At 63.1% G+C, this 16,499-nt stretch carries 13 protein-coding genes; 3 read left to right on the top strand and 10 right to left on the bottom strand.

Features of this window, described 5'->3' with window-relative positions; translation table 11 throughout:
* Positions 1-364: 364 nt before the first annotated feature.
* The 8 genes from JT360_RS30250 to JT360_RS33850 all read right to left on the bottom strand — a co-directional run bounded on the left by JT360_RS30250 (position 365) and on the right by JT360_RS33850 (position 8,812).
* Entirely contained in the window at positions 365-2,971 is a 2,607-nt protein-coding gene (locus tag JT360_RS30250) for an EAL domain-containing protein (RefSeq protein WP_214476632.1), read from the bottom strand.
* Between the two features lie 80 nt (positions 2,972-3,051).
* The gene (locus JT360_RS30245) at positions 3,052-3,234 is read right to left on the bottom strand and encodes a hypothetical protein (RefSeq protein ID WP_214476630.1); all 183 of its coding nucleotides are present in this window, start codon (positions 3,232-3,234) and stop codon (positions 3,052-3,054) included.
* A gap of 74 nt (positions 3,235-3,308) precedes the next feature.
* Complete coding sequence (locus tag JT360_RS30240) at positions 3,309-3,551, bottom strand: hypothetical protein (protein WP_214476627.1); 243 nt, start codon at positions 3,549-3,551, stop codon at positions 3,309-3,311.
* A gap of 340 nt (positions 3,552-3,891) precedes the next feature.
* On the bottom strand, positions 3,892-4,650 hold the full coding sequence (locus JT360_RS30235; RefSeq protein ID WP_214476625.1) for a slipin family protein: 759 nt from the start codon (positions 4,648-4,650) through the stop codon (positions 3,892-3,894).
* Positions 4,647-6,029 carry an NfeD family protein gene (locus tag JT360_RS30230; RefSeq protein WP_214476623.1) on the bottom strand — a complete coding sequence of 461 codons (1,383 nt, stop codon included), beginning with the start codon at positions 6,027-6,029 and terminating at the stop codon, positions 4,647-4,649. Before JT360_RS30230 ends, JT360_RS30235 begins: the two co-directional genes overlap by 4 nt.
* 149 nt (positions 6,030-6,178) lie before the next feature.
* Positions 6,179-6,859: an outer membrane protein gene (locus tag JT360_RS30225; RefSeq protein ID WP_214476621.1), complete on the bottom strand. Its 681-nt coding sequence runs from the start codon at positions 6,857-6,859 to the stop codon at positions 6,179-6,181.
* Between the two features lie 284 nt (positions 6,860-7,143).
* Positions 7,144-8,286 carry a helix-turn-helix transcriptional regulator gene (locus tag JT360_RS30220; RefSeq protein ID WP_250889174.1) on the bottom strand — a complete coding sequence of 381 codons (1,143 nt, stop codon included), beginning with the start codon at positions 8,284-8,286 and terminating at the stop codon, positions 7,144-7,146.
* Positions 8,287-8,506: 220 nt separating this feature from the next.
* Complete coding sequence (locus JT360_RS33850; protein ID WP_250889173.1) at positions 8,507-8,812, bottom strand: hypothetical protein; 306 nt, start codon at positions 8,810-8,812, stop codon at positions 8,507-8,509.
* Positions 8,813-8,851: 39 nt separating this feature from the next.
* On the opposite strand from JT360_RS33850, the gene JT360_RS33845 reads away from it, so the two are divergent.
* Complete coding sequence (locus tag JT360_RS33845) at positions 8,852-9,442, top strand: AraC family transcriptional regulator (protein ID WP_250889172.1); 591 nt, start codon at positions 8,852-8,854, stop codon at positions 9,440-9,442.
* A 232-nt stretch (positions 9,443-9,674) separates the two neighbouring features.
* Complete coding sequence (locus JT360_RS30210; protein ID WP_214476618.1) at positions 9,675-13,925, top strand: autotransporter domain-containing protein; 4,251 nt, start codon at positions 9,675-9,677, stop codon at positions 13,923-13,925.
* A 97-nt stretch (positions 13,926-14,022) separates the two neighbouring features.
* Here the strand turns inward: JT360_RS30210 and JT360_RS30205 are convergent, their stop codons facing one another.
* Positions 14,023-14,904 carry an EamA family transporter gene (locus tag JT360_RS30205; RefSeq protein WP_214476616.1) on the bottom strand — a complete coding sequence of 294 codons (882 nt, stop codon included), beginning with the start codon at positions 14,902-14,904 and terminating at the stop codon, positions 14,023-14,025.
* 187 nt (positions 14,905-15,091) lie between these two features.
* On the opposite strand from JT360_RS30205, the gene JT360_RS30200 reads away from it, so the two are divergent.
* Positions 15,092-15,529: a VOC family protein gene (locus JT360_RS30200; RefSeq protein WP_214476614.1), complete on the top strand. Its 438-nt coding sequence runs from the start codon at positions 15,092-15,094 to the stop codon at positions 15,527-15,529.
* A gap of 154 nt (positions 15,530-15,683) precedes the next feature.
* On the opposite strand, the gene JT360_RS30195 is transcribed toward JT360_RS30200, so the two are convergent.
* A complete protein-coding gene (locus JT360_RS30195; protein WP_214476612.1) occupies positions 15,684-16,370 on the bottom strand; it encodes an aspartyl/asparaginyl beta-hydroxylase domain-containing protein in 687 nt (228 codons plus the stop codon).
* Positions 16,371-16,499 lie beyond the last annotated feature (129 nt).

Below are 16,499 nucleotides of genomic sequence, written 5' to 3'. Positions count from 1 at the left end.
TGGGGGCCCTGGGGGGGGGGTGTGGGCGCGGGGCCGGGGCCGGGGGGGCCGGCGCGGCGCGGACGTGGGCCAGGGACGAGCCCGCAACCCCCGGGCATTGCCACACTGGATCCGCAAGGGGTTTTCCCCGGGGCCGCCGGGGCGGGTGATAGCGAAGGTTCGCGCGAGGCGCCCCCCTCTGCCCTGCCGGGCATCTCCCCCCCCTTGAGGGGGAGATGGCCGGCAGGCCAGAGGGGGTCGTCTCGCGTGAAGCGCCAGCCTCTTCTGTCGGCGATAGGAGGTTGCGTCAGGACGTACCGACCCCCTCTGTCGCCTTCGGCGACATCTCCCCCTCGAGGGGGGAGATTACGCGCTCCGCCCTCACTTAAGCGGAGACAGACACGCTCCTGCGATGCCTGCCGGCGGAGGGCTTCTCTCTGTTCCGTGAGACTGTCTTTTCGGGTGCGGTCTCGATGATCTCGCCCGCCACTACGGCGCGTGTCCGCTCGAGCATTGCGGGGATTTCCCGTGCGGGCAGCGGGCGGCTGAGCAGGAAGCCCTGCGCCTCGGTGCAGCCTTCTCTTCGGACCCGTTCCAACTGCTCCACGGTCTCAACGCCCTCGGCGGTGGTCTGCATCCCGAGGCTGTTGCCGAGGCTCGTGACCGCTCGGATGATGGCGACAGAACTGTCGATATCCCCCGCGTCCTTGACGAAGGATTGATCGATCTTGATTTTGTCGAATGGGAACGAGCGCAGATAGCTCAAGCTCGAATATCCGGTTCCGAAGTCGTCCATGGCGATATGAACGCCCAGCATGTGGATATGCTGCAGCATAGCCAGGGTCGCCTGGCTGTTGGCCAGCAGAACTGTCTCGGTGATCTCAAGTTCAAGCCGGCAAGGCAGCAATCCCGAGGCATCCAACGCCTCGACGATGGTGGAGAGCAAGCGCGCGTTGCGAAATTGCGCCGGCGACAGATTGACGGCGACCTTGATGCTGCCGGGCCAGCTTGCCGCGTCGAGACAGGCCTGCTTGATAACCCATTCACCGATCGGGACGATGAGGCCGATCTCCTCGGCCAGGGGGATGAATTCTCCCGGGGAAACGATGCCGCGCGTCGGGTGATGCCAGCGCAGCAGCGCCTCGAAACAGCTGACCTCACCGCGATCGAGATTGAGAAGCGGTTGGTAGTAGATCTCGAACTGCTCCCGTACCACCGCTTCACGCAGATCGAGTTCGAGAAACCGCCGCGCCTGCATGCGGGCATCCATTTCCGGTTCGAAGAACCTGTAGGTTCTGCGTCCTTCCGCCTTCGCCCGGTAGAGAGCCATGTCGCCGTTCTTGAGAAGGTGGTCAGCGTCCATGCCATCGTTCGGCGCAATCGAGATGCCGATGCTGGCGCTGATCATAACGCCGTGGCCATCCACGACATAAGGTGCGCTCAGCCCATCAATGACCCGTTGGGCAAGGGCTGTCGCCTCGACCGGCTGATCAGCTCCCTTTTGGATGATCACGAACTCGTCGCCACCGAGTCTTGCGACGGTATCGCCTTCACCAACGGCCTGTCTCAGCCTGGCGGCGACCTCCCTCAGCAAGGCGTCGCCTACCGGATGCCCAAGCGTGTCGTTGACCGTCTTGAAATGATCGAGATCGAGGCAGAGGAAGGCGGCCGTGCCACCCTCGCGCCGCATCTCGATCAAAGCCTCCTCGGCACGTTCGCGGAACAACATGCGGTTTGGCAGCTCGGTGAGTCCGTCGTGGCGCGCCATGTGGGAAATCTTGGCTTCGCTGCGCCGCAACTCGGTCACGTCATGGTGCGTGGCAAGCCAACCGCCGCCCGGCAGTGGCTGATGAATGAGGTCGATGGTGCGTCCGTCCCTGAGCTCCACCAGGCTCACCACGCGCTCGGCACGATCGATAGTCGCCGTGAGCTGCTGCAGATACTTTTCCGGGTGTTGGCCGACATAGAGGCCCGCCGCGATCCGGAACCGCATCAAATCGACCCATGGCGTGCCGGGACGAGTCAGAACCTCCGGCACATGGTAGAGATCGGCGTAGTTTTGGTTGCACAGAACCAGCCGCCTCTCCGCATCGAACATGCAAAGCCCCACGGGCATATTGGCGGCAGCCGCGGCCAGTTGCTGCCGCTCCAGCTCGGCTTCGCGGGCCAGGGCATCGCTGCGCTCCAGACTGGCTCGGTAGCCTGCAAAGGCCGAGAACAGCACTCCAACCTCGTCCCGACGATCCCTTTTCAGCGCAATGAGGCTCCAGCGGCGCTCGCCCTGCGCCAAGCGATGCATCGCCTCGCTCACGGCGAGGATCGGCTTGCTGACATTGTGGCGTATCCAGGCGACAAGCCCACCAAGACACCCGGCGGCAAACAGAACTGCCAGCCAAGTCAATCTTTGCGCGACGGTATAGGTGCTATCCGCCATCGTCGCCGCGGCCGTGCTGCGCTCATTGGTGAGGGCCAGCAGATCGTCCAACCGCTGCGTGGCGGCGGCAACGGTCGGGAGCGATACCGTCTCGAACTCCTTGACCGCAGTCGATCGCTCTCCTGTTTCGAGGAGCGGGAAAATCGATGTCAGGGAATCTTGATAGGCCGTCCACAGGTTGACGAACTGGTCGAACAGCTGCTGCTCGGCCAGCGATCCGGCACTCCTGCGATAGGCGCGCCGACCTTGCAGTATTTCGTCGCTTTCCCTCGCCATCTCCTTGTCAATGCCGGCTACCTGCGCAGCCTCGGCTGTGCGCACGCGCAACGTCGCATAGAGCTGGTGTTCCGCAAGATTGCGCTTCATCTCGCCGACGACCTGGACCTGTGGCAACCAAACGCCGGTGATCTCGCTCGTGACCATGTTGAGTGATCGCAGTTGCGCGACCCCAAATACTCCCACGGCCACGATGCACAGCAACGCCAGTCCAAAGCCCCACGAGAGCTTGGTCCCGACGCTAATGTCCTTTAACCCTCTCATCGAAAACTGAAATCGCAAGGCCAATCCCGCCAGATGAGTGCCGACTTTTTTTGCGAAATAGAATAAATGGATACGTTACTATTGTTGCGCCTAACGTATTAAGGCTGACTTAAGACATCGACGTGCTCTCGCTGCGTCTTCTTGCCGGGAAGACGCAGTAAAATCACGGCTGCGGATTTTGCATCGAGATCAATCACCGATGTCGGATCGGCATCGCGATCGACGATCATCTCGCCGCAGAACGCGCGGCCCGGATTTCCAGCATCCCCGATCTCGGTCATTGTTGAAGCGATTGCTGGCAACGCCGGTTAATGCCGGCGGTCCGCGAACTGACCTGCCAGCCGGACGCCCTTGGTTACCTGATCTGGCCCAGGGAGGGGTCGAAGACCGGGACCAATCCCAACAACATCGCGGCTTCCTGGATCAATCGGGCCAATACCTGGTCCTCGAGCGTGCAGTCGGGACACAGTTCCCGTACCCTTTTCATGACATGATTGGTGGAGATTACCGATCGGCGGACATAGTCTTGCAATGCAAGGAGGATGGCCGCCTGAAGCTCCATTGGCCCGCCAGATGCCGATTTGGATTGATCAACCATGCTGTCCTGCGTCTTCCGGTATTATGAAACCGAACGAAAGGCAGACACCGTCGTCCCTCCGAAATGTCGAGGCGGACGGATTGTTATACGACAATCACGATCTCGACTTTGATCCAAGACAAACATTTGTACTTTATTTTTCGTTTATTTAAAACAGCGTTTGCTAATGCTCGAATGGGCCCGTTTCGCGAAAAGATCTTTCACGTCTTTTCCTGTAATAGCCCAAGCCATGCGCTTTTGTATTGGGGCAGAACATCGCTGCAACCCACTGTTTTACTTGCCTTTCTGCAATGCCAGGCAATTTCACTTGCCCGCAAAGTGCTCTATTGGCAGACGGAACTCACTTCCCCTGCCCCTTCAAAAACTGCCCGAGCAGATCCACCGGCAGCGGGAACACCACCGTGGACGAACGCTCGCCCGCGATGTCGTGCAGCGCCTCGAAATAACGCAGCTGCATGGCTTGCGGCTCGGCCGCCAGCATCCGGCCCGCTTCGACCAGTTTCGCCGCCGCCTGCTGCTCGCCCTCGGCATTGATCACCTTGGCGCGCCGCAGCCGCTCGGCTTCGGCCTGCTTGGCGATGGCGCGGACCATGTTCTCGTTGAGGTCGACATGCTTGATCTCGACATTGGACACCTTGATGCCCCACGCATCGGTGCGCTGGTCGAGGATCTCCTGGATGTCGCTGTTGAGCTTGTCGCGCTCGGCCAGCATCTCGTCGAGTTCGTGCTTGCCGAGCACCGAGCGCAGCGTGGTCTGCGCCAGCTGGTTGGTGGCCGCCATGAAATCCTCGACCTGGATGACCGCCCGCTCGGCGTCGACGATGCGGAAATAGAGCACCGCGTTGACCTTCACCGAGACGTTGTCGCGCGAAATCACGTCCTGCGGCGGCACGTCCTGCACCACCACCCGCAGATCGACCTTCACCATCTGCTGGACGAAGGGAACGAGGATGATGAGCCCGGGACCCTTGACCCCGGTGAAGCGGCCGAGCGTGAAGACCACGCCGCGCTGATATTCCCTGAGGATGCGGATGGCCGCGGACAGGAACACGAACACCACCAGCGCGACGACCAGATAGGCCACATAACCAATCATCATTGTTTTGCTCCATTGCCTCCCGCATCGCGCCGCCGCACCGTCAGCACCAGGTCGCTGATGTCGGTGACCTCGACGCTGTCGCCCGCCGCGATCGGCTCGTCGGCCTTCGCCCGCCAGCGCTCGCCCAAGGCCAGCACATGGCCCTCGCCGCCCTGCCAGTCGAGGATCTCGGCCGGCACGCCGCGCATGGCCTCGCCGCCGACGCGCGGCGGGTTCCGGCGCACCGCCCAGACATAGGTGCCGGTCAGCAGCGCCAGCCCAAGCGTCAGCGCGGCGGCGGGGCCGATGACGGCCCAGGACATGGCAAAGCCTGGTCCCTCGACCCTCATCAGCATGGCGGCGCCGAACAGGAAGGCAATCACGCCGCTGAGCCCAAGCACGACGGTGGGATTGAACGCCTCGATGACCAGGAAGGTGATGCCGAGCAGCATCAGGGCAAGGCCGGTATAGTTGATCGGCAAGAGATCGAGCGCATAGAGGCCGAGCACGAGGCAGATGGTGCCGACGACGCCGGGCGCCACAGCGCCTGGGCTGGTGAACTCGAAGATGATGCCGTAGACACCGACCAGCATCAGGATGACAGCGGTGTTGGGATCGGTGATGACGGCGAGCAGCCGGATGAACCAGCCGGGCTCCAGCGTCTCGACCGGCAGCCCTTTGGTTGCCAGAAGCACTTTCCTGCCGGCCACGTCGACCGTGCGCCCATCGGCCTGCTGCAAGAGCTCGGTGGTGTCGCGGGCGACGAAGTCGATGACATGCTCCTGCAGCGCCGCATTGGCCGACAGGCTCGCCGCCTCGCGCACCGCCTTCTCGCCCCAATCGCCATTGCGCCCGCGCAATTCGGCGAGCGAGCGGATCAGGGCGACGGCGTCGTTCGTCACCTTGGCCATCATCGCATCGCCGGCCGGCCGGCCGTTGGCATCCTTCTGGTCCTTGGCCGGGCCGTTGTCCTTCTCGCCGCCCGGAAGCGACGGCAGCCCCCCCATCTCGACCGGTGTCGCGGCACCGAGATTGGTGCCGGGTGCCATCGCCGCGACATGGGTGGCGTAGAGGATATAGGTGCCGGCACTCGCCGCGTGGCCGCCGGCCGGCGCGACATAGCCGATGACGGGCACTGGCGAGGCCAGGATGTCGGCGATCATCTCGCGCATCGAAGTGACCAGCCCGCCGGGCGTGTCGAGCTTCAGGATGAGGACCGCGGCGTCCCGCTTGGTGGCGACATCGAGCGCTTCCTCGAGCTGCCTGGTGCTTGCCGGCCCGATGGCGCCGTCAATGGCGACGCTCAGCGCGACCCTCTCGCTCCCGGCCGAAGGGAACGGAGAAACGACAGCCGCGACGACCAGGGCCACGGCAAGAAGTGCCACCCGCGCGAAGGACACGCTCAAAGCTCCATGGACTCAATATGGGTTGTATTTCAGCGAAGTCCATGAGGGGAGCCGGCGCGGCGATCGGCGAAGGCCGAAACTACGGCGAATTGCGTCTCCCCGCGCGGAAGAGCCCAGCGCGGGGTGTTGTCCGGCCTGTCGGATCAGAATTTGTAGCTGAGGCCGACCCGGACATCGTGTGTCTTGAGGTCGACGTCCGCCGCCGTGTTAATACCGTCTGCCGCCGAAAGCTGCTGGGTACCGAAGTCGGAGTAGCGATACTCGACCCGAGCGATCCACTTGTCGGTGAAGGCGTGCTCAACGCCTGCTCCAAGCGTCCAACCAGTATGTGTTTCGTCGTGGAGTTGAACGCTGTCGGTGCCGGTAGTCCCAGTCACTTCATACTTGGCTGCGGCCACGCCACCGGTAATGTAAGGCAAAGTCCGATCGAATGCATAGCCAGCCCGCAACCGCGCCGAACCCGACCATTTGAGCTCGCTCTTGAGCATCGTGACGCCGCCAGCGAATATCGTCAGCCCCTCCACGTTGTTGTATGCCAGGTCAGCCTCGGCACCGAGCACGAAGCGGCTCGCCATTTCTTGATCAAAGCCTATGTGGATGCCGCCAATAAACCCGTCCGCATCCATGGAGGTGACGACATCGGCGCTCCCGCCGCCATAGTTGAAGACGGTGAGATCGGACTTTGCGGCTACGTAACCGAAGTGAACGCCAGCATAGAGGCCGGACCAATCGTAAGCAGCCGGCGAGGCATCATTGATGTCAGCCGCGCACGCCATGCCGGCCGGCGCGAGGATCAATGCTGTTGCGAGAAGAATAGTTTTCATTGTTTGTCTGCCGCCCCAAGGGTTGTGGTCCCCGCGAAATGCCTCGCGGGGATCCAGCTGTTGTCGCGGCCCCGGTGTTGCATTGTCCGCCGGCCGCGTCTTGGGCTGGGCCGCACCTGAATTGTCCTGGAGAGCGCAGCAACGCTTTCTCGGTCGGTGTGGCTATTCGGTCTCAGCAGGCGTCGGCTGGGGGTCTCCATGGCACCGCCCAGCGTCGAGCCTGATGGCGACACGTCCCGCGTCGACGAGGGTTTCGGCATACTCTCTTGATCGGCGGCTTCAGCCTAGTGAGCCGCCAGCGGCGTGCCGATATCCGAAACGAGTTTGACGAGATCGGCTTGGCGTCTCGTGCCGGTTTTGGCGAAGATGCGGTTGAGGTGTGTCTTCAGCGTGTTTTCGCCGATGCCGAGCGACAATGCACTCTTCGACGCCGACAATCCGCTGCCGATGCGCAGCAGGACGCGCGCCTCCGCCGGCGTAAGGTCGAATAAAGTGGTGAGAACGGCCTCGGGCAGTGGGGAAGAGGCCGTCGTCGTCGACACGAAGACGGCGGCACATGCGGGCTGGAAAGCGGCGCGAGCGGTTCCTTCGCTCAACGGCAACACATAGGCCACGGCGGGCGGCTGACCCGGGGCCGAAATGGGCAGGCCAATGCCGCGGGAGCCAAGCAAAAAATCCGCGCTCGCCGCACTGGCGATCGCTTCCAGCAGGGCGCGGGCCACTGCCGGATTTCGCACCTGCAGCAGGCCGTTCCTGGAAAGAATGGGGCCTTGCGCCGAAAACATCCGTTCGGCGGCTCCATTGGCGTGGAGGATCGCTCCATGTGCGCCGGTCAGAACAACGGGCACCGCCAGATGGTCGAGCGCCTGGCGATAAAGATTGGCGGTGACGCGGGTCTGGTCGAGCAGGTCTCCGATCAGCGATGCACGGCGCAGATGCGGCGAGAGCAATGCCAGGAAACGCTGGTCTTCTGCTGATATGGCCGCCCTGGTGGCCCGCGTGGTGCAACCCATCAGCCCGATCCGGTCCGGCGTATGGACGAATTTGGTGATACAGCCTTCACGCAAGCCCTGCGGTTTGGCCCAATTCTGAAAAAACGGCGTCTGCTGGAGCTCGGCTTCGCTCATCTGCGACAGCGTCGCGACAGGGGTGTCGATGTCGCCGACGACCGCGGCCTTCAGCCCCGGAATCGTGTCGAAGTCGTAGTCATCCTGGAGCACGCGCATTTGCTCGGGATCCCAGGGCGATTGGGCCGCGAAGCGGCCGTGGTTGCCGGCGGTGCTGGCAAGCGCGATGGTCGTGTAGGCCGCGTCGACAGCCCCGGTGATCCGGGTCATCACCCCGGCCCAACCATCGGGGTTCAAGACGCAATCGTAGATATCGCCGATGATCGAACAAAGGACTTCACTGCTCAGCCTCTCCACCATGCCCCCATTTTGCTCCGATCTCGCCTCGAAGGATTTTGTAGCGTCATACTTTCAGGTGACGCCACGCGCGGTTGATCTCGACTAAGGATTTGAATTCGATCAGTTGATGCCAGAGCGGCTATTGTCGCTGGTTATGCTTGGAATGGGAAGCATCGCGCTCAATACATTAGAGCTAGCGAATATATATCGGGTTACACCATTGTCACAAAAGACGGTCTTTTCATCGGCTCAGTTGCCATCGCATCTTAGCGAACGAGATCGGTTTTCCCTCTGGCAGGATATCCATTTCGCGGAGATATGGTCGGTCGAATATGGCATATCGGAAAACCTGCCTTTCCAGGCCTCGATCGAAGCCACGGCTGTCGGGCCGCTTGTTCTTGGCCAGATGTCTGGAACCATCAAGCATGCGACGAGGAAGGCGAGCAACATCGCCGACGACGACAATGACGGCTATCTGCTGCTGATCAACAAGGCCGACACAGTATTGTCCGGGGCCCAGGTCGGTCGCGAATATGGCATCGGTCAAGGAGAGGCCGTGCTTGTCACAGCGTCGGAAGCGCTCAAAATGACCGGCTCCGACAGCAATGTGTGGGCAAACATAGTGGTCCCGCGCGCCATCCTCACCCAAGCCTTCCCGCAGATCGACGACAGGCTGGCGTTGAAGATAGGCGCCGAAAACGAAGCGCTCGATCTTCTCAAGCGCTATTGCCAGCTGCTTGAAACCGGCCGCCCCCTCGCCTCGCCCGATCTCATAACGCACGCGACGGAAACGATCGTCGACCTGATCGGCCTGGTGACCGGCGCGAAAGGCCAGGCTGCCGAATTGGCCGGGCTGCGGGGTCTGCGAGCGGCCAGGCTGCAGGCCGTGCTTGCGAAGATCGCGGACAATTTCGCCAGCCCCGGCATCTCGGCGCAAGAAGTCGCGAAAGAACTCGGCCTGTCGCCGCGCTATGTTCACGATCTCCTTCAGGAGACGGGCACTAGCTTCACCGAGCGCGTTCTCGAACTGCGCTTGCAGAGCGCGCGCAGAATGCTCTCGCAGAGGCACGAAATGCGTGTCAGCGAGATCGCCTTGATAAGCGGATTCAGCGACGTGTCGTACTTCAATCGCTGCTTCCGTCGCCGTTTCGGCTACACGCCGACGAGCGCCAGATGAATTCTGGCGCCTCCGGAAACCGGCCGAGCGGCGCGATTCCGATTCCGCTCCCTTGCGAAGGCGATGCTCCATGGCGCCCGGGCCGATCGATGGTGCCAAACCGACACACAGCGCGCAAAAGGCACCGCATCTCGCTCCAGTCCAATTCTGGTGCGGTCCTGCCCAAGACAACAGGCGGACTCCGATGCCATGTCAGGCTCAGGGTGAAACGACTGTCATGTCAGGGGTTTAGATGCCGCAGAATGGATTTGCAGGCCGCAAGGCGACGGGGTTGAAGTATCTGCTGCTGGCGTCGACCGCGCTGATCGGTCTTGGCCAGCCGATCACCGCCTTCGCAGCCGAGACCTGGACCGGCGCTGTCTCCACGGATTGGTTTACCGCCGGAAACTGGAGCCCCGCGTCGCTGCCGACAGCGGCCGACAATGTCACTATCAACACAATCGCCGTCAACCCGACTGTCATCAACGGCGGAAATGCCTTTGCCGCCGGTCTCACCATAGCAAATGGCTCTTCTTCAACCGGTGATCTGACCATTTCGAATGCCGGCACTCTCACCAGCCAAGACGGTACATTGGCATATTCGGCAACCGCCAATGCATCGGCAACGATCACCGGCGCCGGCTCCTCATGGAGTACTTTCGCCAATTTCGTGGTTGGATATGGCGGCACCGGCACGCTGAACGTTGCCAGCGGCGGTATTATGAATGATGGCAATAGTTTTGTCGGTTACAATTCCGGCTCCCTTGGAACGGCCACGGTCAATGGCGCCGGGTCGCAATGGAACAGCACGGGCAATCTCTATGTCGGTTTCGGCGGCACCGGCTCGGTGACGGTTTCAAATGGCGGCCTGTTGACGGACGACCTTGCCAATATCGGCGGGAGTTCCTCGGCCTCCGGCACCGTTGTGGTGACAGGGGCAGGCTCGAAGTGGACAAACGCTTCCCAGGTGACCGTCGGCGATCAGGGCACCGGATTTCTGGACATATTCAGCGGAGCAACCGTGACGGATGTGACCGGCGTCGTTGCCGCGAATGCCGGCTCCCATGGCACCGTCAATGTCTCCGGCGCGGGGTCGACATGGACGAATAGCGGCGATTTGACGGTCGGACAGATTGGCACCGGCATTCTGGACATCACCAATAGCGGCACGGTCAGCAATGCTGATGGAACCGTGGGCACGTACTCCAGCTCCAACGGATTCGCGTACATCGATGGCACGGGTTCGGCCTGGATCAACAGCGGGGATCTCGCTGTCGGGGATTACGGCACAGGCACTCTGGGGATCTACAATGGCGGCGCCGTCAGCAATGGCAACGGCGTTGTTGGCGCGCAGGCAGGCTCGACCGGCGCGGTTTTGGTCGACGGCTCAACCTGGACCAACACCGGTGATCTGCATATTGGTGAGGGCGGCACCGGCACGCTCCATATCTCTAACGGCGGTGCTGTGTCTGATGTCAATGGCCTTGTGGCGTACGATATAGGTTCCTCGGGCGCGGTAACCGTGAATGGCCTAGGATCGATCTGGACCAACAGCGGCTATCTTGGGGTGGACGGCAACGGCATCCTCGCGGTTACCCACGGCGGCACGGTCACCAGCAACAGTGGCAGTGTCGGCAGCAATCCGGGAACGACCGGCACGGCCATCATCGATGGCGTCGGCTCGAATTGGACCATCACCACCGGTTTGATTTTGGGAGTGGCCGGGAACGGTGTCCTTGCTATCAGCCATGGCGGCCTGGTGTCCAATGCCGATGGGTATGTCGGATACTATAGCGGGTCCAGCGCCTCGGCAACGGTTGACGGTCTTGGCTCCAAGTGGGTAAACAGCGGCGATTTGTCGTTTCTTAGCGCCGGCACGATGTCTGTCACCAACGGCGGAGAGGTCACCGATACCAATGGCAAGGTTGGGGCAAATGGCGGTGATATCGGCACTGTCACGGTTGATGGCACGGGGTCGAAATGGACGAACGGTGCGGACCTTTACCTCGGCCTCGCCGGCACCGGCACGCTGACGATCTCGAATGGCGGCACGGTCAGCAACCAGACTGGCTATGTAGGCAATGCCGCGGGCTCCACGGGCACCGCCACCGTCGATGGCGCCGGCTCGACCTGGATCAATTTCTCGGACCTGCGCATCGGCAATTCCGGTACGGGAAAGTTGACGATCTCGAACGGCGGCAACGTCGACAACCTGGTGAGCACCGTAGGCTCCGCGGTGGGCGCGGTCGGGTCGGTGACGGTCGACGGTGTCGGCTCGGTTTGGACCAACCATGCCACCCTCTATATCGGCGAAGACGGCACCGGAACGCTGGCGATCTCAAACGGCGGTACGGTCACCAGCGCTGCCGGCTATCTGGGTTTTGATGCCGGGGCCGTGGGCACGGCAATGGTCAGCGGCGCGGGCTCGACCTGGACCAACAGCAACCTCCTTCTTGTCGGTCAGGGTGGCACGGGCTTATTGATCGTCTCGAACGGCGGCAAGGTCGCCAACACCGATGGCTATCTGGGCTTTTATGCCGGGGTCGTCGGTATGGCTAACATCAGCGGCACCAACTCGACGTGGACCAATAGCGGAAATCTCTATGTCGGCGCTTCTGGCCGAGGCACGCTGACGATTGCGAATGCCGGCACCGTGTCGGCTGGCGGCGTGGTCAACATCGCCGTCGGGGCGGGCTCCGTCGGCACGCTGAACATCGGTGCCGCGAGCGGATCGCCGGCGGCGGCCGCTGGCACGCTCAACGCGGCGAACGTCCAGTTCGGCGCAGGCACGGGCGCGATCAACTTCAACCACACCGACACGAACTACGCCTTCGCCTCGGCGATCAGCGGGCTGGGCACGATCAACCAGATCGCCGGCAACACCAACCTGACCGCCGATTCGAGCGGCTTCACCGGCGCCACCAATGTCAGCGGTGGACGGCTGGCCGTGAACGGTTCGCTGGCCAGCTCGCTGGTGACGATCTCGGGCGGCACACTGGGCGGCAATGGCACGGTGGGCGGCATCGTCGCACAGTCGGGCGGCATCATCGCGCCGGGCAATTCGATCGGCACGCTCCATGTCGCGGGCGATGTCGACCAGGCGGCGGGCTCGATCTACCAGGTCGAATTGAACTCGACCGGCCAGTCCGATCTCATCCAGGCGACGGGCACGGCGACGATCGCCGCCGGCGCTATCCTCGACGTGGTCAAGACGGATGCCGCGCCTTATGTGCTGGGCACGCACTACACGGTGCTGCAAGCCGACACGGTCGTCACCGGCACCTATACGCTGAGCGGAGCCGGCCCTTTCTACGGCCTTCTCGCCAATTACGATGCGACGCATGTCTACCTCGATGTGGTGCAGGCAAAGTCCTTCACCGATGTCGGCCTGACGCCCAACCAGATCGCCACCGGCGGCGGCGTTGAAAGCCTTGGCAGCGGCAATCCGCTCTTTGATGCCATTATGGCGTCACCGACCGAAGCGGCCGCCCAGGACGCCTTCGACCAGCTCTCCGGCGAGATCCATGCGTCAGCCAAGGGCATGCTGGTCGAGGACAGCCGCTTCGTCCGCGACGCCGCGACCAACCGTATCCGCGCCGCCTTCGGCGACGCCGGCACTGCTGCCCTGCCGGTCATGGCCTATGGCGAAGGCGGGCCTGAAATGGTCGCCGCCGACACCGACCGCTTCGCCGTCTGGGGCCAGGCCTTCGGGTCCTGGGGCAAGACCGACAGCGACGGCAATGCCGCCGCCTTCGATCGCTCGACCGGCGGCCTGCTGGCCGGCGCCGACACGCTGGTCAGTGGCTGGCGCGTCGGTGTTCTCGGCGGCTACAGCCATTCCTCTTTCCATGCCGATGACCGCAACTCATCAGGCAAGGACGACAATTACCATCTCGGTCTCTATGGCGGCACCAATTGGGGTGCCATCGCTTTCCGCAGCGGCGCCGCCTATAGCTGGAGCAGCCTCTCGACGCATCGCTCCGTCGCCTTCAACGGCTTCGCGGATGGATTGTCGGCCGACTACGATGCCGGCACCGCGCAAATCTTCGGCGAACTCGCCTACAAGGCCGAGACCAGCGGCAGCTTCAAGTTCGAGCCGTTCGCCAACCTTGCCTATGTCAGCGTTCACACCGACGGCTTCACCGAGACAGGCGGCCCGGCCGCACTGACCAGCGCCGGCTCGACCACGGACGCCACCTTCACCACGCTCGGCCTGCGCGGCTCGACCGACTTCTCGCTGGGCGGCATCAACGCCACCGCGCGCGGCATGCTCGGCTGGCGCCATGCCTTCGGCGACGTCACGCCGACCTCAAGTTTCGCCTTTGCCGGCGGCGATCAATTCACCATTGCCGGTGTGCCGATCGCCAGGGACAGCGCCCTGGTCGAGGCCGGCCTCGACCTGCCGCTTGCCTCCAACGCCACGCTCGGCCTGTCCTATTCCGGGCAGTTCGGCGGCGGCAGCGTCGACAATGGCGCGAAGGTCGACCTCAGTGTGAAGTTCTGACGACGACAACAGAACAGATACCGACCGGATCGAGACAATGATCGCTCGCGGCCGGGGAGAACGCTGAACCGGCTTCGCATGAGCCTGCCTGCCGCCCCTACTCCGGCGATGGCACTGGCGGCTTTGACGTCAGCGCTGTGCCGGCGGCCGCGACAATGACGGCGGCAATACCGGCCAGTTGCGGCGCGGTCAGGCTTTCGTGCAGGAACAGGAAGCCGGCCAGCGCGCCCAGCCCCGGCTCCAGGCAGGTCAGTGTCCCGTAGATGCGGGCCGGCATCCGGGTCAGCGCCACCATCTCCAGCCAGAACGGCAGCGCGCTGGAGAACAGGCCGACGAGCAGCACGCTGACCAGGATCGACGGCGAAAGCAGTCCCATGCCGGCCTCGGCCACGCCGAAGGGCAACACCAGAACGGCGGCGATCGCCATGCCGTAAGCGGTGGTGCGGGTGCCAAGCTCCGCGCCGGCCTTCTGGGCGAGCACGATATAGAGCGCCCAGAAGCCGCCGGCCGCAAGCGCCAGCATCACGCCCACGGGGTCGAGCGGCTGCAGCGAGCGGATGAACGGCGACAGCAATATGATCCCGGCCACCGCGAGCGCGATCCAGGCAAAATCGCTGGCGCGCCGCGAGGTCAGCGTCGCCACCAGCAGCGGACCGGAGAATTCCAGCGCCACCGCGACGCCGAGCGGGATCCTGGCAAGTGCCGCGTAGAACAGAAGGTTGAGTGCGCAGAGCGTCACCCCATAGGCGACGAGCCACGGCAAGGTGGCGCGCGAGGGCCGCATTTGCCAGGGCCGCAGCACCGCGATCAGCATCAGCGCGCCGACGACCAGCCTCAGCGTCGTCGTGCCCTGCGCGCCGATCAGCGGGAACAGGGTCTTGGCGAAGGTGGCGCCGATCTGGATCGACACCATGGCGCCCATCAGCGCCGCGACGGGCAAGGGCGCCGCATCGCGACTGATAACCTGCGTCGATGTCATTCGATCCTCCACGCCGCATGATGCGCGCGGCGGCATCGGAATAGGAGGAAGCAGCCCGCCTGTCGTGAGGCAGCGAAGACGGCTTGATGAGGGCAGGATGGGTCGCGCTGGCGCCTGCCGCGGGTGCGTCCGTTGTTGGACCAGGCGACGCCTTGTAGATTGGAACGACACCTTGGAGATTGGAACCATGGCGCTCAAGCGGATGGACAACGTAGGAATCGTCGTCGAGGACCTCGGAGGAACGATTGATTTCTTTCGCGAGCTCGGCCTTGAGCTCGAAGGGCGGGCCACGATCGAAGGAGAATGGGCCGGACGTATCACTGGACTGGGCGATCAGCATGTCGAGATTGCCATGATGCGCACACCGGACGGCCACAGCCGGCTCGAACTCTCCCGCTTCCTCACGCCGCCTGTCGTCGCGGATCACCGGAACGCCCCGGTCAACGCCCTGGGCTACCTCCGCGTCATGTTCACCGTGGACGACATCGACGAGACGCTTGAACGGCTCCGCACGCGCGGCGCGCAGCTCGTAGGCGAAGTGGTCCAGTATAAAGACGTGTATCGGCTCTGCTACATCCGTGGGCCTGAAGGGCTTCTCATCGGGCTCGCCCAGGAACTCGGCTGAGCGCAATACGAAGACAAATGGTGACCAACGTCAGCGAGCGCGTCCGACCCGCCTGTTCTGGGTCCATCCCCCCACGGTCGGCCGCGTCTCGCAAGGCACGATCAGGTCGTCAACCCGGGCCGGGTCGCCCGCGAAAGCCGCCCCCGCCGTGGGTTCAGCCCGTGAACGACACGCCCCTGCGGCGCATCCCCGCCCGCACGCCGCGCACGATCAGCCGGGACAGGATCTCCATGTCCCAAGGCATTGCCGGGCGCCAGACATCGAGAAGCAGGGCTATGCGGGCTTCGTCGGCATTGTTCATCACCTCGTGAGGGTAGGTATCGTCCCACAGCATGCCTTCGCCATCCGTGATCCGTTTCTCCTGATGGTTGATCATCATGACGGTTGCCGGGCGACCGTCGGCCTGCCGCGGAATGACCAGGCCAAGGTGAAATCGCATGATGCCGCGGAACGGTCCGCGATGCCTGGGGATATGCTTGCGCGGAGCAAGGAACGAAACAGCCGCCGATTTGACTTCCGGGCATTCGGCAAGCAACCGGCTGAGGACCGGCATCCGCGCGAGGTTTTCGGGAACCGCGACGTCGTAGGCCTTGAGCACGAACATGCGCCAGTCGAGGCCGTCATTGGCCGAGATATCGGCCTGCTCCGGCATGATATCGTGGAAGCGGGGAACCTTGCGCGCATGCACGCCAAGCGCTTCGTCGCGGATTTCGCGCCAGGCGCCGGTGAATTTCGCCGCATTCGGAAATTCAGTTGTGGTCTCAAGGATCGCCGGCGCGTCTATTCGCTTTTCATAGACACGCCGAATCCCATCGGATGCAAGATCGTAGACGCGGGACATCGCTTTGCCTCCGTGCCTTTATAAACGGACGTCCGCTGGTTTTGGTTACACATTTTGTTCACCGCGCCGCGAGCGCCCGCCATTTGGGCGACGTGCATTCGTCAACCGGATCGCACGATGCCGGACATT

Origin of the sequence: Mesorhizobium sp. dw_380 (genome assembly GCF_018588885.1) — a bacterium.
Classification (GTDB): Bacteria; Pseudomonadota; Alphaproteobacteria; order Rhizobiales; family Rhizobiaceae; genus Mesorhizobium.
Note: the sequence above shows the minus strand (reverse complement) of the source record. Positions and strands in the feature narration are given on the sequence as shown.

Coding starts and splice junctions, on each gene's coding strand:
- JT360_RS30195 (WP_214476612.1), bottom strand. CDS start 16,370: ATGTCCCGCGTCTACGATCTTGCATCCGATGGGATTCGGCGTGTCTAT.
- JT360_RS30240 (WP_214476627.1), bottom strand. CDS start 3,551: ATGGTTGATCAATCCAAATCGGCATCTGGCGGGCCAATGGAGCTTCAG.
- JT360_RS33845 (WP_250889172.1), top strand. CDS start 8,852: ATGACCGGCTCCGACAGCAATGTGTGGGCAAACATAGTGGTCCCGCGC.
- JT360_RS30245 (WP_214476630.1), bottom strand. CDS start 3,234: ATGACCGAGATCGGGGATGCTGGAAATCCGGGCCGCGCGTTCTGCGGC.
- JT360_RS30210 (WP_214476618.1), top strand. CDS start 9,675: ATGCCGCAGAATGGATTTGCAGGCCGCAAGGCGACGGGGTTGAAGTAT.
- JT360_RS30235 (WP_214476625.1), bottom strand. CDS start 4,650: ATGATGATTGGTTATGTGGCCTATCTGGTCGTCGCGCTGGTGGTGTTC.
- JT360_RS30220 (WP_250889174.1), bottom strand. CDS start 8,286: ATGGTGGAGAGGCTGAGCAGTGAAGTCCTTTGTTCGATCATCGGCGAT.
- JT360_RS30200 (WP_214476614.1), top strand. CDS start 15,092: ATGGCGCTCAAGCGGATGGACAACGTAGGAATCGTCGTCGAGGACCTC.
- JT360_RS30205 (WP_214476616.1), bottom strand. CDS start 14,904: ATGACATCGACGCAGGTTATCAGTCGCGATGCGGCGCCCTTGCCCGTC.
- JT360_RS30225 (WP_214476621.1), bottom strand. CDS start 6,859: ATGAAAACTATTCTTCTCGCAACAGCATTGATCCTCGCGCCGGCCGGC.